23 protein-coding genes are annotated in these 22,697 nt (G+C 52.1%); 14 read left to right on the top strand and 9 right to left on the bottom strand.

Going from position 1 to position 22,697, the window contains the following annotated elements; genetic code table 11:
• Positions 1–372 precede the first annotated feature (372 nt).
• The 6 genes from ACYVRB_RS07865 (at position 373) to ACYVRB_RS07840 (ending at position 4,759) form a co-directional block, all read left to right on the top strand.
• Entirely contained in the window at positions 373–1,086 is a 714-nt protein-coding gene (locus ACYVRB_RS07865) for an amino acid ABC transporter permease (RefSeq protein WP_461214605.1), read from the top strand.
• A complete protein-coding gene (locus ACYVRB_RS07860) occupies positions 1,083–1,823 on the top strand; it encodes an amino acid ABC transporter ATP-binding protein (RefSeq protein ID WP_461214604.1) in 741 nt (246 codons plus the stop codon). Before ACYVRB_RS07865 ends, ACYVRB_RS07860 begins: the two co-directional genes overlap by 4 nt.
• Before the next feature lie 519 nt (positions 1,824–2,342).
• Positions 2,343–3,173: a transporter substrate-binding domain-containing protein gene (locus tag ACYVRB_RS07855; protein ID WP_461214603.1), complete on the top strand. Its 831-nt coding sequence runs from the start codon at positions 2,343–2,345 to the stop codon at positions 3,171–3,173.
• A 181-nt stretch (positions 3,174–3,354) separates the two neighbouring features.
• On the top strand, positions 3,355–3,873 hold the full coding sequence (locus tag ACYVRB_RS07850; RefSeq protein WP_461214602.1) for a GNAT family N-acetyltransferase: 519 nt from the start codon (positions 3,355–3,357) through the stop codon (positions 3,871–3,873).
• Positions 3,874–3,935: 62 nt separating this feature from the next.
• On the top strand, positions 3,936–4,220 hold the full coding sequence (locus ACYVRB_RS07845) for a DUF2200 family protein (protein ID WP_461214601.1): 285 nt from the start codon (positions 3,936–3,938) through the stop codon (positions 4,218–4,220).
• Positions 4,221–4,234: 14 nt separating this feature from the next.
• Positions 4,235–4,759: a GNAT family N-acetyltransferase gene (locus ACYVRB_RS07840; RefSeq protein WP_461214600.1), complete on the top strand. Its 525-nt coding sequence runs from the start codon at positions 4,235–4,237 to the stop codon at positions 4,757–4,759.
• A gap of 66 nt (positions 4,760–4,825) precedes the next feature.
• Here the strand turns inward: ACYVRB_RS07840 and ACYVRB_RS07835 are convergent, their stop codons facing one another.
• Both ACYVRB_RS07835 and ACYVRB_RS07830 read right to left on the bottom strand, forming a co-directional pair.
• Positions 4,826–6,313 carry a hypothetical protein gene (locus ACYVRB_RS07835; RefSeq protein WP_461214599.1) on the bottom strand — a complete coding sequence of 496 codons (1,488 nt, stop codon included), beginning with the start codon at positions 6,311–6,313 and terminating at the stop codon, positions 4,826–4,828.
• Between the two features lie 300 nt (positions 6,314–6,613).
• Complete coding sequence (locus ACYVRB_RS07830; protein WP_461214598.1) at positions 6,614–7,867, bottom strand: MFS transporter; 1,254 nt, start codon at positions 7,865–7,867, stop codon at positions 6,614–6,616.
• A 205-nt stretch (positions 7,868–8,072) separates the two neighbouring features.
• Between ACYVRB_RS07830 and ACYVRB_RS07825 the strand changes: the two genes are divergently transcribed.
• On the top strand, positions 8,073–8,942 hold the full coding sequence (locus ACYVRB_RS07825) for a helix-turn-helix transcriptional regulator (RefSeq protein WP_461214597.1): 870 nt from the start codon (positions 8,073–8,075) through the stop codon (positions 8,940–8,942).
• Between the two features lie 61 nt (positions 8,943–9,003).
• On the opposite strand, the gene ACYVRB_RS07820 is transcribed toward ACYVRB_RS07825, so the two are convergent.
• The 4 genes from ACYVRB_RS07820 to ACYVRB_RS07805 are packed head-to-tail and all read right to left on the bottom strand — an operon-like array spanning position 9,004 to position 11,635.
• Positions 9,004–9,708, bottom strand: coding sequence for a hypothetical protein (locus ACYVRB_RS07820; protein WP_461214596.1), 705 nt, complete (start codon positions 9,706–9,708; stop codon positions 9,004–9,006).
• Positions 9,705–10,412 (bottom strand): hypothetical protein, encoded by a 708-nt coding sequence (locus ACYVRB_RS07815; RefSeq protein WP_461214595.1) that lies wholly within the window; start codon positions 10,410–10,412, stop codon positions 9,705–9,707. The genes ACYVRB_RS07820 and ACYVRB_RS07815 overlap by 4 nt, the downstream gene beginning before the upstream one ends.
• Entirely contained in the window at positions 10,402–11,271 is an 870-nt protein-coding gene (locus ACYVRB_RS07810; protein WP_461214594.1) for an ATP-binding cassette domain-containing protein, read from the bottom strand. The genes ACYVRB_RS07815 and ACYVRB_RS07810 overlap by 11 nt, the downstream gene beginning before the upstream one ends.
• Positions 11,264–11,635, bottom strand: coding sequence for a GntR family transcriptional regulator (locus tag ACYVRB_RS07805; RefSeq protein ID WP_461214593.1), 372 nt, complete (start codon positions 11,633–11,635; stop codon positions 11,264–11,266). The genes ACYVRB_RS07810 and ACYVRB_RS07805 overlap by 8 nt, the downstream gene beginning before the upstream one ends.
• Positions 11,636–12,460: 825 nt before the next feature.
• Here ACYVRB_RS07805 and deoC point away from each other — a divergent pair.
• Complete coding sequence (gene deoC, locus ACYVRB_RS07800) at positions 12,461–13,189, top strand: deoxyribose-phosphate aldolase (RefSeq protein WP_461214592.1); 729 nt, start codon at positions 12,461–12,463, stop codon at positions 13,187–13,189.
• Positions 13,190–13,203: 14 nt separating this feature from the next.
• Entirely contained in the window at positions 13,204–13,959 is a 756-nt protein-coding gene (locus ACYVRB_RS07795) for a GntR family transcriptional regulator (protein WP_461214591.1), read from the top strand.
• On the opposite strand, the gene ACYVRB_RS07790 is transcribed toward ACYVRB_RS07795, so the two are convergent.
• On the bottom strand, positions 13,946–14,452 hold the full coding sequence (locus ACYVRB_RS07790) for a methylated-DNA--[protein]-cysteine S-methyltransferase (protein ID WP_461214590.1): 507 nt from the start codon (positions 14,450–14,452) through the stop codon (positions 13,946–13,948). The two genes, ACYVRB_RS07795 and ACYVRB_RS07790, sit on opposite strands and share 14 nt — an antisense overlap.
• A gap of 72 nt (positions 14,453–14,524) precedes the next feature.
• Between ACYVRB_RS07790 and ACYVRB_RS07785 the strand changes: the two genes are divergently transcribed.
• The gene (locus ACYVRB_RS07785) at positions 14,525–15,376 is read left to right on the top strand and encodes a fructosamine kinase family protein (protein WP_461214589.1); all 852 of its coding nucleotides are present in this window, start codon (positions 14,525–14,527) and stop codon (positions 15,374–15,376) included.
• A gap of 72 nt (positions 15,377–15,448) precedes the next feature.
• Here ACYVRB_RS07785 and ACYVRB_RS07780 read toward each other — a convergent pair whose 3' ends face one another.
• Together ACYVRB_RS07780 and ACYVRB_RS07775 are read right to left on the bottom strand one after the other, a co-directional pair.
• A complete protein-coding gene (locus ACYVRB_RS07780; protein WP_461214588.1) occupies positions 15,449–16,489 on the bottom strand; it encodes an alpha-L-fucosidase in 1,041 nt (346 codons plus the stop codon).
• A gap of 16 nt (positions 16,490–16,505) precedes the next feature.
• Entirely contained in the window at positions 16,506–17,714 is a 1,209-nt protein-coding gene (locus tag ACYVRB_RS07775) for an MFS transporter (protein ID WP_461214587.1), read from the bottom strand.
• A gap of 318 nt (positions 17,715–18,032) precedes the next feature.
• Between ACYVRB_RS07775 and aspD the strand changes: the two genes are divergently transcribed.
• From aspD to ACYVRB_RS07755, 4 genes are all read left to right on the top strand, one after another.
• Positions 18,033–19,616, top strand: coding sequence for an aspartate 4-decarboxylase (gene aspD, locus ACYVRB_RS07770; RefSeq protein WP_461214586.1), 1,584 nt, complete (start codon positions 18,033–18,035; stop codon positions 19,614–19,616).
• Between the two features lie 3 nt (positions 19,617–19,619).
• On the top strand, positions 19,620–20,339 hold the full coding sequence (locus tag ACYVRB_RS07765; RefSeq protein ID WP_461214585.1) for a GntR family transcriptional regulator, LSA1692 subfamily: 720 nt from the start codon (positions 19,620–19,622) through the stop codon (positions 20,337–20,339).
• A 64-nt stretch (positions 20,340–20,403) separates the two neighbouring features.
• Complete coding sequence (locus tag ACYVRB_RS07760) at positions 20,404–21,732, top strand: Sapep family Mn(2+)-dependent dipeptidase (protein ID WP_461214584.1); 1,329 nt, start codon at positions 20,404–20,406, stop codon at positions 21,730–21,732.
• Positions 21,732–22,694: a N(4)-(beta-N-acetylglucosaminyl)-L-asparaginase gene (locus ACYVRB_RS07755; protein ID WP_461214583.1), complete on the top strand. Its 963-nt coding sequence runs from the start codon at positions 21,732–21,734 to the stop codon at positions 22,692–22,694. The genes ACYVRB_RS07760 and ACYVRB_RS07755 overlap by 1 nt, the downstream gene beginning before the upstream one ends.
• Positions 22,695–22,697 lie beyond the last annotated feature (3 nt).

The raw sequence follows: 22,697 nt of genomic DNA, 5'->3' as shown, positions 1-22,697 counted from the left end.
TTATAACCAATATTTGACGTGCTAAAGATGAGTAGACCGTGGTCTCTTGCAAGAGAGACTCTGGATGGTGTGAAGAGTCAGAAACTACGGATGAAGATGGTCTTCAATTGTCTTTGCCGACGAGCAATGGTTAGTCGGCGACGGTCACTCCCGTTATTGAGCTTGGGTATTCCGCCGAGTACCTGCGAAGGAAACCATCGTGAGGTGGCTTCAAACCCAAGGTGGTAACGCGGAGATTACGCCGTCCTTGGCTAGTGATGTCACTAGTCGAGGGCGGCGTTTTCTTTGTCTCTCATAACGGGTACAATTAACCATTGTAAGCCTCAAACCTATTTCAACGAGGACAAACATTGATGGAGGAACCTAATTACCATGTGGAAAATCATCACCCAATCGACCCCGCAGCTGCTCGTTGCCGGGCTTAAATATACGATCCCGATCGCGATCATCTCATTCGTCATCGGTCTGATCATCGCTTTGCTGGTCGCATTGACGCGCATCAGCGCCAAGCGCGGCGCCTTCAGCATCTTGCGCGGGATCGCCAGCTTTTACGTCTGGCTGTTCCGGAGCACACCGCTGTTAGTCCAACTGTTTATCGTCTACTTCGGCCTGCCGTATCTGATCATCCCCGGTCTTTTTCCAAACGGTATCAAGCTTGATCCATACACCGCCGGCATCATCACCTTCTCTTTGAACACTGGGGCCTACTGTGCGGAAACCGTGCGGGCGGCGCTGTTGTCCGTGCCGGAAGGCCAATGGGAAGCGGCGTATGCGATCGGGATGCCGCGGACGATGGTGCTTCGTCGGATCATCATTCCGCAGGCCTTGCGGATCGCACTGCCGCCGTTATCCAACTCCTTTATCGGATTGGTCAAAGACACCAGTCTGGCGGCATCGATCACCATCGTCGAAATGTTCGAAGTCAGCCAGCAGATCGCCGCGGCGAACTACCAGCCGCTCTTGATGTACACGCTGGTCGCCTTGATCTACGCCGTGTTCTGCACCGTGCTATCCTGGCTACAAAAATGGCTGGAGAAGAAGTCTTCCGCATATCTGTTGCCAACCCAAGGAGGTGCTAACGCATGATCTCTGTTGAAAATCTATCCAAAAGCTTCGGCGACAACGTCGTGTTGAACAACATCTCGACCAGCTTCCCCGAACGCGAAACATCCGTCATCTTGGGGCCTTCTGGTTCTGGGAAATCGACCTTCCTTCGCAGCCTTAACTTACTCGAACATCCCGAAAGTGGGCTCTTGCATCTCGACGACTTAACGATCGATTACGCCGAGCAGATTTCTAGCAAAACAACGCTTGCTGCGAGACAATATACAGAGATGGTATTTCAAAGCTTCAACCTTTTCCCACATTTGACGGTGCTCAAAAACATCATCGAAGGTCCCGTCCACGTGCTTAAGACGCCTAAAGATAAGGCTACCAAAGAAGCTCACGAATTGCTCGAAAGCGTCGGGCTGGCAGACAAGGCCGACGCCTTCCCATCTCAACTCTCCGGCGGCCAAGCCCAGCGTGTCGCGATCGCCCGCTCCTTGGCCATGCATCCCCGTTACATTCTGTTGGATGAACCGACCAGCGCCTTGGATCCAGAACTCGAACTTGATGTTTTGAAAGTGCTCTTGAAAATCCACAACGAAGAACAATCGATGATCATCGTCACCCACAACATGGCCTTCGCCAAGCAAGTCGCCAACAAAATCCTCTTCCTGGAGCACGGCGTCATGCGCTACGACGGCCCCACTGAAGGCTTCTTCAAATCCGACGACGAACGCATCAAGAACTTCATCGCATCAATGACCTTTACACTCTAACCAGAGCGGAACAGGACGGTCTTAGGCATGTGTATAAGACAGCTTGGGTGCGTGCTGGCAACGCCAGTGCGTGACCAAGATGACTTATACGCAATGCCGTTGTCCTGTGGAGCTCGAGGATACGAGACCAGAGCGTAGCAAAGCGGACTTAGCGATGTATAGAAGGCGGTCTGGGTGCGTACGGCAAAGCCGTGCGTGACCGGAACGACTTATATGCAATCGCATTGCTTTGCGGAGCTCGACGATAACCAGAGCGCAGCAGGACGGGTTTAGGCATGTGCATAAGGCAGCTTGGGTGCGTGCCGGCTTTGCCGGTGCGTGACCGAGATGACTTATGCGCAATGCCGTTGTCCTGCGGAGCTCGACGATACCAGAACGCAGTGACGCGCACTTAGCGGATCAGGTAGCCTAGTCATCGTGCTCGTGGTGGTACGCTGATGAGCACTCGAAAACAACTGGTTTAAAGCCATATAACTCAGTCACTTAAGTCTAATCATCGACTTTAAAAAAGGGGTAATCATGATGTCAAAGAAAACCATTTTTCGTAGCATTGTTGCCGCCACAGCTCTGATTGCGACAACGGTCGTCCTCGCCGCTTGCTCCAGTTCCAACTCTAGCAAATCCAGTAGCAACACCAAGACCACTTATAAATCAGAGCTGGTGAAAAAAGATACGCTCACCGTCGGGACCGAAGGCGAATACAAGCCTTATGCTTACCGAGACAACGGCAAGATGACCGGTTTTGAAGTCGAACTGGCGAAGGCCATCGGCAAGAAGATGGGTATCAAGGTCACCATCGTGCCAACTAAGTGGGATTCGTTAATTGCCGGGGTCGGCTCTGGTCGCTTCGATCTGGCGATGGACAACATCACTGCCACCGCAGCGCGCAAGAAGCAATACAACTTCTCTTCCACTTATGTTTATTCACACTATATTCTGATCACCAAGGCCGGATCTCCCATCAAATCTGTTGCTGATCTAAAGGGTAAAAAACTGGCTGAAGGCACCGGGACCGACAACGAAGCCGTCGCCAAAAAGCTTGGCGCCACCACGGTACCCAACTCCAACTTTACGGCTGTTATTGGCACGATCAAAGACGGTCGTGTCGACGGCGCCATCAACTCCGTCTCAGCCTGGAACGACTACAAAAAGTCTAATTCGACTGCCGGTTTAAAAGCCACCGTCCTTGACGCCAAAGATGCTGCCCCTGCAGAATCTGCCGCCGTGCTCAACAAAAAGAGTCCAAAACTGCGTACAGCCGTCAATAAAGCTATCACGCAGCTCCGCGCTGACGGCACGCTGAAGAAGCTTTCCGTGAAGTATCTTGGTTCTGACGTCACGGAAAAATAGTCTTCTCGCTCAGTCTAACTAAACGATAATCATCACTATCAACGACGTGAGGGAACCTACTTCACGCCGTTTTTGATTGCAATCGATCGCGGATAATCGCACAGTGCTGAGCACCCCTTAATCGCGATTGGCAACATGCTATAATATAGGCATCTAAATTCAAGTCAAAAGGAAGCCAATCATGCGTATCGAACCCATTACTGACCAATATCTTGATGCCAGCCTGACCGTAATCACCACCGCCTTCGCTAAAGCCGAATACACCGACGGCCACGAGGCCCAACTCGTGCAACGCCTGCGTGCCAGCGACGCCTACCATCCGGAATACGACGCCGTCGCGCTGAACGATGACGGCATCGTCATCGGCCACGCCATGCTCAGCCAAGCCACTATCGCCAGCAAATGGCCGGTATTCGTGCTGGCGCCGCTGGCCGTGCATCCCGACTGGCAGAATCAAGGCGTCGGTGGCGCCCTCATTACCTATCTGGAAGTCCAGGCCGGCGAAGACGCCCGCCGCGGCATCTCGATCCTCGGTGATCCCGCCTACTACGGCCGCTTCGGTTACCGGCCCGCTTCAGACTGGCAGATCACTCCGCCGGACGGCATTCCCGCACAATTTTTCTTGTTCAAGGAGTTGCTCCCTGGCAGCATGAAAAATATCTCCGGTCCGCTCGCTTACGACCCGGCATTTGCCATCTAGGAGGAAACCCCATGTCCGAGCGCCTATTCAACATGCCTTTTGCGAAGCTGTAGCCGCTTTATTTGCAAAAGGTTACCCGCAAGCAACGTACCCAAGCTGAGCTCGACGCTGTTTTGAGCTGGTTGACGGGCTATGACGAGCAGACACTACACATGTCTACGGCGCCTTTGCGCGATTTTTTCACGACGGCAACACTGCCGGCAGGCGCCGATAAAATTACCGGTGTCGTCTGCGGCGTGCGGGTAGAAACCATCGCCGATCCCTTGATGGCCAAGATCCGCCAGATGGATAAGGTCGTCGACGAGCTCGCCAAAGGCAAAGCCGTTGACAAGATTATCCGTGGCTGAGGAGGCGTGCCAACATGATCTACCAGACTGCCCGCTTGTACACGCGACCGCTGACGCCCGCCGATATCCCGTCGCTGCGCCTCACGCTTCAAGACGAACAAGCCATGTACGCTTACGCCCACGCCTTCAGTGCCGCGGAAGTTCAAGCGTGGCTTGATAACAATCTGCGCCGCTATCAGGAGGACGGCTTCGGGCTGTGGGGCTTGATTCGACGCGAAGATGAGCAATTCATCGGCCAGTGCGGCCTCACCTGGCAAAATTTTGGTGAGCGTGCCGTGCTCGAGATCGGGTACCTTTTGCAACGCCGGTTCTGGCATCAAGGCTATGCCACTGAAGCCGCAATCGGGGCCAAGCGATACGCTTTTGATCATTTAAACCAGCCAGAAGTCTGGTCGATCATTCGCGACACCAACTTCGCCTCAATGAACGTCGCGATCCGCAACGGCATGCTGGTTCGCGGCAGGATCGTTAAGCACTACTATGGCATCGACATACCCCACCTGGGTTTTGCTGTACGGGTTGAAGCTGAGAGAAAATAAGTCTGCCATCCAAAAAGAAGATCGGCCGTGTAGGTCAATCTTCTTTTTGGATTTTCGTCGAGTTACCTAGATTTCTACCGTTTCAATGTCGAGCATATAGCCCACTTTCTTGAAAGCACTGACGTTGTTGCCAACCGACATGGCACAGTGGTGAGTCGGGGCTTCAGCAAACCACCGCTCAAAATAAGTGTCTGGATCGGTGTCAAAACGCACAGGGGTCTGCGTGTTGCCAATCTTCATGATCGGGCCGTTGGTCGAATCGCCGTGGCTGATCACAAACTTCAACTTGCCATCAGCGGTTTGCGACAGCCCCAACGTAGTGATCGGGCCGGTTTTGACCTTGGCTTCCACCGACACGCCGCTACCTTTTTTACCGTGATATAAGCCTAAGCCCCGCAGGATTGGTTTTCCATCAGCGATTGCCAGATGGAACGGGCCGTCGTGGCCGAGCAAGATCGTGCCGTCTTTGTAATCAGTCACCACGATTTCACAGAAGCTGCCGCCAACACCGAGGATATCGCAGACTTTCATCGCAATGTCAGTCTTGAGATCGCCTTCCCCAGAACACGGCACATGCTTAGCCGTCAGCAGTGAGTTGCCAACGATGAAGCCGCTTTGGACCTGTTCAAAATGACTGTTGTTATTCCCATGATAGTAGTACGTCAACCCATTCAGCTTATGGCTTTGCACCAAGCCGTCTTGGGCCGCCGCCACCTGGGCCGACCATTCCAACTGCTCTTCTGTTGGCTTGCGAGCCAGTTTCTCACTTGGCGAATCTTCACTGATTTCAAACATCGACAACATTTCATCAAGCGTCTGCTGCTTTTTCGCTTGGTCGACTTTTTGTAACTCGACTTCCAAGTCGTCCATCTCCAGCACATCAACGTGTACACCGGTTTGGGCTTGGACCATCGTGAAGTCGCTATACAGGTCAAGCATACCGCCATAAGTGTTCCCCAAGAACCCGATCCGCGCTTCGGCAAGCGTTCGCTTAACTGCGGCAGCTTGAACCCACTCGTGGATTTCACGCCAAGCACGCTTGGCTTCCGGCCGGTCTGCTGTCACTTCGTTGCTGACGGACACTTCCGGCGTTTTACTCAAGCCTAGCAGACCGCTGATCACCTTGTAAGGGATGTGCGCCCGCATCAACGCGTTGCAGTATTCAGGGACCGGACAAGCGCCGCAATGTGCCAACCATTCCCCGATCGTCGCTTCGTCATAATTGACGTTCAATGCCGGTTGCAGGTTCAAAATAATCACCTTGGCATGGCAACGCTGGTGAATGGGCAAGATGGCAGAACTGGTGCAGTAAGTCGCCGCATGGCAGAAAATAATATCGACATGATGCTCCTCAAAGTACTCTCCTGCCGCCTTGCCGCTTTCTTCATCATCAACGATCCCGAAATTATAGACCTCACCCCAAGCACTCAGCTTGTCAGCGATAAACTTCCCATAGCCTGCCAAGCGGTCATGCATCGTCGGGAACTGTGCCCAATATGCCTTCAATCCGGTTGAATAGATCCCAACTCTTGGCTTTACTTGTTGTTCAAACATGTGCGTCTCCCTTTCATAAATTACTTTTATTTTCTTCGACCCGCTCTGGTTTATTCGTCGAGCTATGTAGGACAACGGCATTGCGTCTATGTCATCTCGGTCACGCACTGGCTTTGGCAGCACGCGCCCAAGCTGCCTTAGACACATGCCTAAACCCGGCCTGCTCCGCTCTGGTTTATTCGTCGAGCTATGCGGGACAACGGCATTGCGTCTATGTCATCTCGGTCACGCACTGCCTTTGCCAGCACGCGCCCAAGCTGTCTTAGGCACATGCCTAAACCCGGCCTGCTTCGCTCTGGTTTACTTGCCGTACCGTTCTTTTTCGATCTGTTCAATCGTCTTGCCACGCGTTTCTGGGGCGTAGACAAAGCCGATGACAAGTTGGATGACCAAGAACGCGATCAAGATCAACCCAGTAGACCGGAATCCCAGCGACGCCAGCATTGCTGGAAAAACGATGGAAATCAGGCCGACAGAACCACGAACTAAGAAATAGATGATTCCCTGAACGGCGCCACGATATTGTGTCTTGAATAATTCGACACTCCATAATGCGAAGAAACATTGGGCAGAAAAGCCGGCGGAAATGCCCCATAAGACGTCGAAACTCAACAGCGAAGCCCAGCCCATCGGTGCGTAGATCAGGATCAGCCAAGCGACGATTTCCATAATACAGCCGATGCTAAACACCAGCTTACGATTCCATTTGTCGCCTTTTCGGATCGAGACTAAGAAGGTGAACACAATCGTTAACAGCCAGATAAGTGCATTAAGTAAATTGGAACTCAGGTTGGACATGTGACCAATTTTTTCAAACAGGAATGGCAAGAAATACCCTTGCAACCCAGCCACCAGTGCCCAAGAAATATAGATACCAGCGTTTAAAATAAATGCTTGGCGATTAGCTTTGATCGTGAAGAGCTCACTCAGTGGTGCCTTCTTCACATTACCCTTGGTTTCTTCAGATTTTTGCTGCGTCCAGACTTCTGATTCTTCGATCTGTTGCTGCAAGATCCAGGTCACAAACGCCACCACGAACAGCAACCCGAACAAGATCCGACTACCTAATAATCCGAGTTGGTTCAGCCCAGCGCCCAAAACAAAGATCATCAGCGGTGCAAAGCCCCACGAGAACTGTCCCCAGCCGACGCTGGCAAACCGCTTACCTTCTGGTGCCTGCTCCCCAAGATAGCTCCATGACGCAGGAACAACTACGCCAACAGAGATCCCAGTCAACACGTAACCGACCAACAACATCGGAAAGTTGATCGAAAAGGCAACTAAGGCGACCCCTAACATATAGATGAGTAGATCGTATTTATAAATGAACTTCCGGCCATACTTATCTGCCAGTCGACCGCCGAACAGTGCCCCGATTGCAGCGCCAAACCCGTTGGCACTGACCGCGCCGAGCAACCCCAGCGCCGTATTATCCAAATGCAGATAAGTTTCCCACAACGTCAATCCGCTAGCCCCGGCGACGATCGCACCAGCATCCAAGAAATTGGACAAGGATACCGTCAGCGTCTCTCGGGCTTTGCTTACTTTTGCCATCTGAATTCCTCCTTTGCGCTATGTGATTTCAACAACAGCTAGATTGTAAGCGCATCCACCGTGCGACACATTAGAGGAAAACCGTTAAAAATTGGACAATCGTCTTCATTTCACGGAAGCGCTTTACCGATGCCGTCACAGCGCTTATGCTAAAGTTATAAGAATTGACCGCACTTTTTGTATAATCGTCCACGGAGGCTTAGTAATGGATTATTATCAGACTTACGAACTCAATATCGCCAAGAATTCGATCTGGTCATTCGAAACGCCGACTTACGACACGATTCAAAATCTCAACTATATTCAAGAATTTGGTTTCTTCGAAGCACACACCGGCTATTACACCAAACGCAACCACCTGCGCTCTTTTTTGCTTCTGATCACTACCGGTGGGCATGGCACGTTGTACTACGACAACCAACAGTATCCACTGGCCGCTGGCAGCATCTTTTTCATCGACTGCACGCATTTTCACCACTACTGGGCTGAAGGCAACTGGACGCTGTTTTTCCTGCATGCCAATGGCCACGCGCTTCCTTACTTCTTCCAGCGTTTCTATGAAGACCACAACGCCGTCGTTGACGACCAAGCCTTGAGCATGAAGTTACGTGATAGCATGAACACCCTGATTCGTGCCCATCACGACGGCAATACCAATGAATTCGTGATTTCAACCACAATTTCCGAGATGATGACAAACCTCTTGCTTACCAAAATGCGCGTCAAAAGCAAGAAGACACCAGACATCTTACTTCAGATCCGCGACTACCTCGACGAACACTACACGGAAAAGCTGACGCTGGCGATCATCACGCAACATTTCAACATCAGCAAATCCTATCTCTCCAAGTCCTTCAAGTATTACTTTGATACCACACCGATCGAATACGTCAACGATGTCCGTATCGCCCGCGCCAAATTTTTGTTGCGCAACACTGATCTTTCCAACGAAGAAATCGCCGCTCAAATTGGCCTGCATGACAGTGCCTACTTCGTCAACCTCTTCCGCAAACGCATTGGCACCACGCCTGGCCGCTTCCGTACGCAATGGTACGGGATGTCGCCAACGACATAAGGTTTCACGTGAAACCAAAAAAGCCGGCTACCTCCTCGCGAGATAACCGGCTTCTTAATGCTTATTTTGCCCTCGGTTCCAGCCGGCGCACGACTAGCCAATCACCAACCAACATGGCCCCATCGACGATCGCGAGCAATACCGGCCAGAGATACGGCGTTGCCGCCGCACCAGTGCGATGCACGGTAAAGCTCCCGTTGGCAATATTTTGGGTCAAATGGGCACTGCCGCTAGCAAAACTCGCCCACCACAACAGCCAAAACAACCCGATCCCCAGCAACGACAACCAAGCCGGGCTCAACGTGGCATTGGCAACGGCAAACGTCAGTCCCGCACAAGCGGCGGCGACTAACATCAACACCACCAGCGTCGCCGATGCCACCCGAGCTGTCTGATCCCACACCCCGACATAGCCAAGATCTTGTAACAACGGCGTTCCTGGCGCCACCAGTGCGACGATCCCTAGCCCCACCACGATCACAGCCAGTGCCAATCCCCACACCCCGAGTGTGATCGTAAAAATATGACGGCGACTCACACCGGTTTGCATCCCAAGATTGAACTCCTCGCGAAAATGCGTCGCCGCAATGACCGCACACACGATCAGCCAACCCGCCAGCAATGGCACCTGAAAGTCATCCGTCCAACCCAAAGTTGCAAACAACCACCGGAACAGCAACAAGGCCGCGATCATGCCCGGCCACCAACAGACGACCGGTAAGAAGAGATAGCGCATCTGGCGGCGAAACATCACCCGTGCTTTCATGATGGCACCCCCGCTTGCTGTGGCGCGTCTAGGTGCCGGTACAGCCGATCGAAAATGATCGCCAACACCACCGCCAACAACGCCATCGCACCAACTTGCGCCCAAGGATGACCAGCGATGTAATAACTGGCACTTTTCATCCCTGGTATCAACCAAATCGCAATGAACCAGGTCAGTAAGGCAACTGTGATCGCAACCATCGGCAGGATCGTAAACCACAGCCACGCTATTTTTACCCGGATATAAGCCATCGCCAGGCCAAAGAACAACCCCACAATTCCGGCTGCAAAGCCCAAGACGGCCAGGTACATCCAGGAGACTGGCAAGTGCCCAGCCTGCAAGAAACCTGCAAAACCGTGTACCTGTGCGGGAAGCTGATAAGGAAGCAATCGCATCAGCTGTGTGTAGCCCAACACCAGCGTACTCATCACCACAGCACTTAGGCCAAGTGCCAACAGATAAACCTGCACCATCACCTTGCGTGGCACCCCGAGCTGATAGCCGTCGCCGATAAAACCCCCGACGAGCAACACCCCGGTCACAGCGCCTAGCATCCCACATACCCAAGGCCAGTCATTGCCGAACAAATCATCGATCGTCAACAACGGTAATAGCACAGATAAGCCGATAAAAGCGATAACGCCACCGCCAACAGAACCCAGCGCTGTTTTGGCTACCGCCCAAGTCATCGCTTTAAGCTTCATCGTCAACGCCCCTTTCGCGGGTCACCTCAATGAACAGCTGTTGCAAATTCATCCCGGCCAGACTGACGCCTTCTGGGAGCGGTCGCTCAAGCGGCGCGTCCAGCGTGTAAGCCGTCAACATCCCACCCAGACGCGCCTTGCGCAACACCGGCACACCTTGGAGATAATCTTCGACTAACGCCGCCGGTCCAGAAACCACCCGGCCGCGCTGTTGCAAGACTTCGGTGTCTTCATCTAGCGACACAACGCCATTTTCGATCACAAAAATATGGTTAAGTAAACCCGCGACCTCCTCGATCAGGTGCGTCGCGATCACAAACGTCCGCGGTCGCTGCGCGTAGGTCGCCATCAGCTCTTGGTAAAAAAGTTCGCGGTTATTCGCGTCTAATCCCAGCACCGGCTCGTCAAGCAATACAAAATCACAAGGCACGCAAAGCGCGATGATCAAGTTAGCAATGGTCTGGTACCCGGTCGATAATAACCGCAGCTTCGTCGACGAATCAAGCCTGAACGCCTGGCACAGATGCGTCGCCAACTCCAGATCAAACGCGCCATACAGTTGCCCGACTAATTTGAACAAAGCGGTGAGCTTCATATCAGGCGAAAACAACTTCACGTCACTCATCAGGTAGATGTCATTTTGGGCGCGCTCATTTTCAGACACCGACTCCCCAGCTAGCGTCACCGTCCCGCGCTTGATGCGGGTGCGGTTATTGATGATGCGCAACAGCGTGCTTTTCCCCACCCCGTTGCGTCCCAATAACCCATAGATCTTGCCGGCTTCCAACGTCAGCGAGACATCTTTGAGCACCGAGTGCTTGTATGCCTTGGCAACGTTGCGAATCACGATTTCACTCATGGTCCCACTCCTTTTCGATAGCGGCGATCAGCTCCCGCTTTCCCAACCCCAATGCCTTGGCATCCTTGACCAGCTGACGCACATGGCCGCTGGCAAAAGTCGCCTGTTCCCGCGCGGCCAGCTGGGCCTGCGCCCCTGCGCAGACAAACATCCCGATCCCGCGACGTTTCTCGATCAATCCAGCATCGACCAGCAAGTTGAATCCCCGCAACACCGTCGCCGGATTCAGCTGATATTCACGCGCCATCACCGTTGTCGACGGAAGCTGCGATCCTTCCGGGAAAGCCCCACTAAGAATACCTGCTTCGAATTGATCCGCAATCTGTTGATACAACGGCACAACGCTGTCGGCTTCAAAGCGCATTGCTTCACCTCCGTTATTTGGTTAGTTGCATGACCAACTAACCTATGGCATAAAGGTACCGTGTTTTGTATACGCTGTCAACAATTATTTTCGATATAGGTCAGGGTCATAATCTAATCAGATTAACCTTGTCCGGTAGCGTAAGCGTGATTAGATTGATGTTGGGGATAGTGGTATAGGTCGGGTTTGGTGTGTTCCGGCCCTTGAGATGGCTGGAACGGTGCGAGGCGCTCGGAAGCTAACTCAGGCAAAGCCTGAGTGGATCTTCCTCGACGCCTTTGTTGTAAGCGGAAAGCCGCTAACAACAATGCCGCGCCTGAGCCATCTCGGGCCTCCACACACCAAACCCTGACGTTAGCGTCCTGCGTCACCGAAAGTGGCAATTTCCAAGACAGTAGAAATGGACTAGCGGCTGACAGTACATCTAACTAAGAACGGATTAGTTGTAGTCGACGAGTCGACCCGTTTGTCCACGACATCAAATTATCCTGATACGCAGAATCTAGGGTGTGGGTGAAAGCGACGGAAGCAGGTCAATCTGACGTGGTGAGATGGCTGTTGGCGACTCGTCGCCAACAGCCAAGCGCAGGTGGAGATCCACTTCGTCGCAGACGAAGTTGGCGAAGCCGAACCCTCTCCACGACAGATTGAAGCCTGCTGGAGTCGCTTTCGCCCACACCCGACAGCTTACTGGTTTACCCAACACCAAAGACTTACGTTGCCAGACAGCGATAAACATTAACTCTTGTGATACGATTGACATTGTATGGATGGCAAGATATGGTTTATTAGGTAATGACCTATTTAAATTTTGGAGGCGTTCCGATGACAGCATATTCACTTGATGATTTTGCACGTATGATCGATCACACGAACTTGCACGCTGATGCCACAGAAGCAGACATGCACAAATTGTGTGATGAAGCCAAGCAGTACCATTTTAAAATGGTCGCCATCAACCAAGTGCAATCCCGCTACTGCGCTGACCAGCTGGCTGGTACCGACATCGACACAGGCGCCGCGATTGCCTTTCCGCTCGGGCAAACGACAATCGCAGCTAAGCTTTTTGAAACTAAAGACGCCATCGCAAACGGCGCCAACGAAATCGATTATGTCATCAACATCGCGGCCCTCAAGAATGGCGACGGCGCCTACATTGAATCTGAAATGATGCAAATGGTCGCCCTTTGCCACGCCCATCACGTGCCCTGCAAGGTGATTTTTGAAAACTGCTACCTCACCCAAGCCGAGATCCGTCGTGTCGCTATGATTGCCAAGCGGGTTCGGCCAGACTTCATCAAGACTTCGACCGGATTCGGTACCGGCGGCGCCACCGCTGAAGACGTGCGGTTGATGAAACAGATCGTTGGCGACGACGTCCGTGTCAAAGCCGCCGGGGGTATCCGCAACAGCGATGCCTTTTTGGGCATGATTACCGCCGGTGCCGACCGCATTGGCACCAGTTCCGGCATCAAGATCATCGAAGCACTCAAGCAGCGGATGGCGAGCGATCACGTCGACCACATTGAAGTCACTCGCACCAACAAAGCATAAAAGGAGTCGCATGATTGGCCACCGCAAAATATCAACTCATCAAACAAACATTGCTCGACAGGATTCAAGACGGAACCTACCCAGAAGGTAGCCTCATCCCCAAAGAAAAGGCGCTGATCGCCGAGTTTGGTGTCAGCCGTCCGACCGTGCGTCAAGCGATCCAGCAGCTGGTCGATCAAGGCTATCTGGAAAAAAGGCGCAGGCGCGGCACCATCGTCCGCCAAACCAAGATCGCCCAAGAATTCACCCATGTTTTGCAAAGCTATGACCAAGAAATGGCCACCAAAGGCTTAACGACAAAAACGCAGGTGTTGCTGCATCGCCCTGAAGTCGCTTCTGCGGAAGTTCAGGCCGCCCTTCGCCTGCAACCCGGCGAGCGCGTCTTTGCACTGATGCGCCTGCGTTTTGCCAACGACGTCCCGATCGTGTTGGTGAGGTCGTATTTGCCGCTGGCATTGCTTCCCGATATCGATACCGTCGATTTCACCACCCAGTCACTTTACGCTGAACTTGAGGCTCGAGGTTTGCAGATCGTCCATGTTCGCCGTAAACTCGAGGTGCAAGCGGCAGACGAAACGACCAGCTCGTTACTGAATATCGCCACAGACGACCCGCTTTTTTATTTTCACACGTACGGGCGCACCACCGATGGCACCCTAATGGAATATTCCGTCGCCCAGTATCGCGGCGACACCAACTATTTCGTCTTCGACTTAGATCAAAACACTCGGCACATGACCCAAGATGGACGACAGGTCAGCTTCCCTTAAGCGCGACTTTTTCCAGGCGCAGTAACGCCACCTTGCGTGCCAAACCGCCGGCATAGCCGGTCAGGCTACCATCTGTCCCCACCACGCGGTGACACGGCACCACGATACTCAAGGGATTGTGGCCGACCGCCCCACCGATCGCCCGCGGCGAAGTGTTATGACCCAGACGCTTGGCAACGATCTCTGCCAGTTGCGCATAAGTCACCGTCGTTCCTTTGGGCACCGCACACAGCGCCTGTTGCACGGCCTGGCGATATGGTGTCCCGGAAAAATGTAACGGCGGTCTGGTCGTCGTCACGCCAGCAAAATAAGCATCCAACCACTGCTTGGTCGCCTGCAGGCTGGCGTTATCGCCAGTCGGAATCGTTGTCAGATCGAATTCTCCGCCATAGTAGGCCTGATTTTCAAACCACACGCCCCAAAGCGCCTGGTCTGAACCCATAAGCGTCAGCGTGCCCAGCGGGGAATTATATGTCGTCTGTTGTCGCATCATAACCACCTCCATGGTTTGATTATACGCGAACAGACGTTCCAATACCGGATTTTTTCAAGAGGAGGCGTCATTGTGGACGCACACTGGTTAGCCAAGCTACCACTACCGCCGATCACCACCATCGAACCTGTCGGTGGCGGCGACGTGAACGCCGCGTATCATCTTATTGCAGGCGAAAAGGATTATTTCTTGCTCGTTCAGCCACAACAGCCGGCGAGTTTTTACGCCGGTGAAGTCGCCGGTTTGCAGGCCTTCGCCCAAGCGGCGGTGACGGCACCGCGTGTGATCGCTCATGGTCAGATCTACGGCGATGCTTATTTGCTATTGGATTATCTGCGTGCCGGTCGCGGCGCGCAACTTGATCTCGGCTACCTCGTCGCCAAGTTGCATCGCTTTGCAAGTCCCACCGGTCAGTTTGGCTTCAGCCAGCCTTATGCTGGCACCAGCGTGAGCTTCGCCAACCCCTGGTCAGACTCTTGGGCAGAATTATTCATCCACCAGCGCCTAGACGTCCTCGACGCCGCCTTGGCCGCCAAGCATCTGTGGCGACCACGCCAACGCGCGGCCTTTTTGGAAGCTCGTGAGCATATTGCGACCAGCCTTGACGCTCACGCCAGCCAGCCGGTGCTGTTGCACGGCGATTTGTGGTCAGGCAACTATCTGTTTCTGGCGGATGGCCGCCCGGCGTTGATCGATCCGGCAGCGTGGTATGGGGATCGTGAATTTGATATTGGCATCACTACCGTTTTTGGTGGCTTCGACGAGGATTTTTACCGCGGCTATCAAAGCCAGCTGCCGCTTGACGAGGGCTACGCTTACCGTCTGCACTTCTACCGCCTGTATTACCTGATGGTTCACCTCGATAAGTTCGGGCCAACGTATGCCGCAAGCGTTCAACAAGAGTTGATAGCGATAAATAAATAAGGCTAGGGGCAACGATATCCGAAATCGAATATCACTGCTCCCAGCCTTATTGATGATTGCCCAATCTACTGATCAGGCGTTATTGGTCGCTTGGTCTTCCAAAGCCTTAGCGGCAAGTAGATTTTCTTGGGCCATCATCGGAACGCGCCCAAGACCATCAAGCCCGACATTCAACAAGTAATTGATCCCAAAATCATTGAGATGTTGTTTATACCGGTAAATTGTTCTTGGCGTCTTCCAATTCTGATCATGATAAGAAAATCCCCATGAATCGTTGATTGTCCCCGCCGTTTCGTACAAACCAAGTGGCGACGGTTTGAACCCCATGATGTCGTTATAGTCGACATCAGTTTTTTGCATGTCCTCTTTGTGCTTGGGAATCTCGTTGTCGCCGAGAGAAACAAAATCATACTTCCCATTACCCAACCGCGAATTGATCAAACAATTGGGTTGCAACTCCCGCACGGTATCGTAAATCTTCTGACTTTGCGCTTCTGACAACGTCATCGGAACATCGAACCAAGCCGTCGCGATTTCCCCATAATTTGACATGATTTCGCGGATCTGGGGCAAAATCTTGTTTTCAAAGCATAGATCATAATTCTTGGCCGCTTCGTCCGGAAAATCCCAACTATTGTCCCAAGTCGTGCCGGCGGTTTCAATGTCGTTAGACTTGTAGCCGCCACCGTTAACATCGTGCCAATCAAGATCTTGCGAATAGTAAACGCCAAACTTCAAGCCTTCTTGGTGGCAGGCCGCCGCCAACTCGCCAATCACATCGCGATGAAACGGCGTGGCATCATAAACGTTATATGAATCGACCTGGGAGTGATACATCGCAAAGCCTTCATGGTGCTTGGTGGTTACGACTAAATACGTCATGCCACACTTTTTGGCTAGGGCAACGATCGCGTTAGCGTCAAAGTATATTGGGTTGAACGCCTTGGCCAGTTCACCATACTCCGCATTGGGAATCTGAAACTTGGACTGAATCCATTCAGCGTACGCACTGGAAGACTCACCACGATATTCCCCTGCAAGCAATGAGTATAAGCCCCAATGAATCATCATGCCATATTTAGCCTGCTTAAACCATTCTACATTAGTCGTCATTGTTCTCCTCCTTAAGCTAAATCGTTAATTTATCTTTTTTCACTGCGAAGACGTCGTACAGCGCTAAGGCAACATAGAAAACCCCTGACCATAAGATCATGTTCCCAGGCTTGGCATTCCCGACGAGCTGCCCGAAGTACTGGAAGAAATAGGGTGCGATCAAAAAGCCGATGTTGATCCCAATGATGATGATCGACGTCGTTAAATTCATGGAGCCTTCCGGTGAATAATGGACCATCCGCGCAGTTAAGCCAGGATTGATGATGCCGTTGCAAAAACCTGCAATCAAGACCAAGACCAGCAAACCCGGAATCGAGTGCATGAAAGCCATGGCAACCATCGCGCCAGCGGTGATAATATCAAAAATTGCAACGGTATACTTACCACACCATTTTGCAATTTTCTCGAAGGCGATCCCAGAGATGATCGAGCATAAAACCAAGAAGCCAAAGATCTGCGTTGCCGCTGCGGCGCTGCCAATATGTTCATTGACCATATAACTCGCAAGCTTCAAAGAGATCGCAGAGTAAAACAGGCAGACGAATAAGAAGACAATCGCGAGTTGAATCACCCCACCGTTAGTCGTTGGCCGAACCTTTGCGTCTGCAGTTTCTTCGACCTCCTTACCATCTTTGGCAATCACGTTATCGTAACGTTTTGGCACTAAGAAGATAACCAAAATGATTGGAACAATTAGAAACAGAAAAACCAAGTAGGTCGTGTGCCAGCTGATATTGATCAAAAAACCGGCAATAAACAGCATGATCGAATCCCCGATCGCACCGACCGAATTACGCCAACCTAATAGGCGATTGCGCGCCTCTTCCGGGAAAAGATCAGTGATATAAGACACGCTGAGAGGCGTGAAAATCCCCATCCCGACCCCAAACATCGCCCGCGAAATCAAGATGGCAGGATAGCTGAAGAAGAAGGCAGGGATGACCCCGAATACCATCGACATCGCTAATCCGGTGATAACTGTATATTTTTTCCCTAACGCATTAGAAACTAACCCACTGATCACAGTACCGAGAAGCACGCCGCCAGTCGGAATAACAACCAACAGTTCGACATTGGCCTGAGAGACATTGGAGAAGTATTTCTCCATTAACGGGATCGTTCCCGACACCGCGTTGCTGACAGACATTAGAAACGAAATCGACAAGATCCCTAACGCTAACAATGGCGACCGCTTATCTTCGGTAACCTCTGAAGATGAGTTCATGTTGACACTTCCTTTACGAATTTGAATGTAATGACAACAGCCCAGACGGTATTGCCGTCAAGCGATGGTATATACTATAAAGTCAATACCGCCTGGCACAATCCCATCATAAACACTCAGAATTCAAAACACAACCGAAAGTTGTAAGGGCATTCATCTAAATAATTATATTTAATCGGTTAACCACGCATTACTTCAGCATTTGATGTTAACCAAAAAAATTTTTAAAAATAAAGCGCTTGCCAAAGTCATAGATACCGAATAGTATATACCACGTAAGCTACTGTACGGCTTTAATTAGGGATAAGGAGTTAGCCGATGACGAACAAGCAGATTGAAGCCCTCAGCCCATTTGAACTGAGTCTATACCTAGAACAACAAACCACCCCTGATTCAACTAAACCACTGTTGAACGCTGGACGAGGAAATCCGAACTGGACCGCACCCGTGCCACGTGCCGCATTTTTTTTGCTCGGTGAGTTTGCCGTCCAAGAAACCCAACAGCGTGAATCAGCACTAGTTGGGACGCAGATCCACGAAACTTCTGATCGTCTCGAACGCTTCTTACAATTTTTGGCCGCCCATCGTGGTGCCGGTGCCGACTTCATGCAGTGGGTCGTCTCTGCCGGTCCCGCGATGCTGGGGATGCCAGCTGCACAATGGCTTGATCATGCTTGCGACGCCATCATTGGTGACAACTACCCTGCGCCTGTGCGTTGCTTAGATGTTTGTGAGCAACCACTGTATACCTACTTCACACGAGAACTGTTCGATGATCGTCAGGTGCCGCTAGATTTGTTCCCCGTAGAAGGCGGTACCGCGGGTATCTGTTACCTGTTCGACACGCTCATGCATACCGATTTGCTCCCTCGCGGTGCTAAAATCGCGTTGTTTCTGCCAACGTTTGCCCCTTATGTCGAGATTCCCAAACTTCCGCATTACCAGTTTGACGTTGTCACGATCAAAGCCCGGCGCGTCACCGCAGGAAACCGTACCAGCTACGTTTATCCACCGCAAGAAATCGAGCAACTACGTGACCCTGCGATTCGTGCCGCGTTCATTGTTAACCCCAGCAATCCAACCGCCAACGCCATGGGCCAAGAAAATATCTCTCAAATAGAAAACATCGTGGCAACTGATCGTCCCGATTTGATGATCTTGACAGACGACGTTTACGGCACCTTCGTTCCTCATTTCGTTTCCTTATTTGCCGCCCTTCCCAAAAACACGGCATGTCTGTATTCTTTTTCAAAATATTTTGGGGCCACCGGCTGGCGCGTTGGGACGATCGCCATCGCCAAGGACAATATCTTCGATGAGCTGATCAGCAAGCTCCCCCCAGCTGCTAAGCAACGTGTGGACGCCCGTTACAGTTCATTGTCCACGGATCCTGAAACCATCAGCTTTATCGATCGCCTTGTCGCCGACTCTCGTGACATCGCCCTCAACCATGCTGCTGGGCTTTCTACCGTCCAACAAGTTATGATCGCCTTGTTCAGTCTCTATGGCCTCATGGATGAAGGTCAAGCCTATAAAGAAGAGATCGTCGCCACCTGCCGCCACCGCGAAAAAGCGCTTTTTGCAGTAATGGGCTTAACGCGCCCTGCACCGGCACGCGACACTGCCTATTATTGTGATATCGACCTATACCAGTGGGCGCAGTCACATTACGATCTTGACTTTGCACAATACCTGAGCCGTCACTGGACGATCACGCGCCTTTTGGTAGCATTGTTTAAGCAAGAACACTTGATGGTGTTAAAAACCAGCCCGTTTGGTAGTGATACTTGGTCAATTCGTATTTCTCTCGCCAACTTACCAACGCCAGCGTATGCTGAAGTCGGTCAACGTATTATCGACTTTTTTGATCGTCTCTATGCTAAACGGAAGAAGGACAATTGATTTATGGCAAAATTTGAAGACGTTGCCGCAACACTTTTTAAACGCGTACAAGATGGTACCTATATTCCAAGTCAGCGGCTCCCGTCGGAGTATGACTTGGCAAAAGAATTCGATGTCAGCCGCTTAACCGTTCGTAAGGCAATTGAGCGCCTTATTCGCGAACAAGTCCTGGTGAAGTCACCAGGCAAAGGGACCTATGTGATCGCCCAATCATCAAAAATCGAAAGTGGCCGCTTAGGGTTGCAAGGCTTTACAGAAGCTGCCAAAGCGTACGGCCAGGTCAGTCATACCGAAGTACTGAGCTTTCGACCACTGCACACAGTATCAGACGACATTGCGCAAGCACTCGCACTATCAAGTCGGGTCAATCAAGAAGTTGATGAGTTGGTCCGCCGCCGGTTCTGGGATGACGAGCCAATGACCGTCGAACATGTCATGATCTGTCACGAGTACGTTGACGGCTTAACCAAAGATGACTTTGCCGGATCGCTGTTTGAAGAGATCGAAAAACGCATCCCGATCGCATACTCTCATCAGGAGATCGAAGCCGTCTTGATGGACAATGAGTTGGCGCAATTACTGGAAGGCCATGCCGGCGATCCGCTATTGCGTGTGCACGCAACCACCTATACCGCTGACGCTAAGCCAATTTTTTACGATACCTCGTACTACCGCGCAGATAAATATTCGTTCAAATCCACACTCACCCGTTATAAGCCCTAACATTGCCGGTGTGACACCACAAAATGTAATAACAGGGATCGCTAATTAAGCAAAGGAGTATGCCATGTTTTCAACGGCTAGCCTATCAACCATGTACGACCAACATCGCGATGAATTCTTGCAGGCGCTGCGCCAGATGATTCAAATCCCCAGTGTCCGCGGGTTGCCGGCGCCTCATGCCCCGTTTGGACAGGCGCCTAAAGATGCCCTAACGCTTGCCGCTAAGCTAGGCGACGCATACGGCTTCCAGACTAAGATCGTCAACGACGCGATGACCGTCGTGCAGTGGGGAAACGATGATCAGGATTTCATCGGCATCGTCGGCCACCTCGACGTCGTCGCAGCCGGTGACAGCCACTGGAACGATCCCCCTTTTGACTTGAGCGAACACGACGGGCGTCTGTTCGGACGCGGCATCCTCGATAATAAAGGGCCAAGTATGGCGTGTTTGTTCGGTATGAAACTCCTCAAAGATGCTGGCTTCAAACCACAAAAAACTATCCGCTTGATTTTCGGTTCCGATGAGGAAAGCGGCTCTGCAGATGTGCTTGCGTATCTGCGATCCGAACCTGCACCGCAGTTTGGCTTTACACCGGATTGCAAATTCCCGGTAGTTTACGGCGAACGCGGCATCGTTAATTATACGGTGCACACCCCGATCGCCCCGGCTGCCATGGCAACGATCGGTGAGATCCACGGCGATCAAGCTCGCGACCACGTGCCAGATCACCTCACGACCACCATTAACGGGCGACCGATTGAAGCTACCGGCGTCAGAGTCCCCACCAATGCCCCGGAAAAAGGGGTTAATGCCTTGACCGAACTGGCAAAACAGCTGGTTGTTTTGCCAGAACTCGCCTCCCCTTTACGCGATTATTTTGCCTGGCTCGTCCAAGCGTTGGCTGACAAACACTACGGTGATGGTCTTGGTATGGCCTTTGCTGACGAAGACAGTGGCAAACTGATCGTCACCCCTTATCGCCTCGCAACAGCAAACGATGGCACCACCCTTGAACTGGCAATGCGGTATCCCGTCAGTATCAGTGAAAAGGCGATCACACAAGCATTGACGCTTGCCGTCCCAATTGATAGCACGATCACAATCACCCGCAGGATTCCTAGTGTTATTCACGACAAAAACGACCCCGCCATCACGCAACTCTCGACGATCTATGCACAACTTACGGGCTTAGACGGCACCCCTGTCACGACCACCGGTGCCACCTATTCGCGCGTGATGCCCAACATCGTCGCTTTTGGGCCATCTTTTCCGGGGCAAAAGGGCATCGCACACAAGGAAAATGAATGGATGGCGGCGCGTGACTTGAAGTTGAACATGCTGATCGACATGAGCGCTATGATGGCACTTAGCACACAAAGGAGAGACGACTGATGACAGAATCAATTTGGGGAACGATTGCGACTTGGCGGATGGCTCATGATGGCGTCAAAAAAGCGAGCGCCCAACTCGCAGCTGGCGGTACAGCCGGTGATGCTGTCGAGGCTTTGATCAACACCGTAGAAGCTTATCCTTACTACAAATCTGTTGGTTTTGGGGGATTACCCAATGAAGAAGGTATCGTCGAAATGGACGCCGCTTACATGGATGGTGATACCTTCGCGCAAGGTGCGGTCGCTGGCATCCATAATACCTATCATGCCGTATCAGTGGCACGCGCCCTCAGCCATAATCACTACAATAGTTTCTTGGTTGGCGAAGGCGCAACCAAATTTGCCCAAAAAAACGGTTTTGAAATGCGCAACATGCTGACGGATCGCGCTAAAAAGCGCTGGGAAAAGCGTCGCGCCGAAATCGCGGCAGACGGCGTTAAGCCTTACGACGGCCACGATACCGTTGGCGCCATTACCTTAGCGACCAGCGGCTCCATGGCAGCGGCAACTTCGACCTCCGGCTTATTCATGAAGCAGGCTGGTCGCGTTGGTGACTCACCGCTTTCGGGTTCGGGATACTATGTCGACAGCACTATCGGTGGTGCCGCGGCCACTGGCCTCGGTGAAGACATCATGAAAGGCTGCTTATCTTACGAAATCGTGCGTTTGATGGGGACTGGGATGACACCGCAAGCCGCATGTGACCAAGCGGTCTATCCCTTCATCGCTAAACTGAAACAACGCTATGGTAAGGCTGGCGAGTTTTCATTGATTGCCATGGACAATCACGGCAACTTTGGCGTGGCAACGAACGTCGAGTTTACTTTTAGCGTCGCCACCAACACATACGCCCCGCGGATTCTCATGGCTAATCCCGGCCCTGATGCCACCACCATCGTCACCCCGATCACCCAAGCATGGCTGGATGCCTACGAAAAGCGTATCAAGGCCCCTATCGAATAAGGA

The sequence above is a fragment of the Lacticaseibacillus boliensis genome (genome assembly GCF_054784775.1).
The sequence above is the reverse complement of the archived record's forward strand: the minus strand, read 5'-3'. Positions and strand labels throughout refer to the sequence as shown.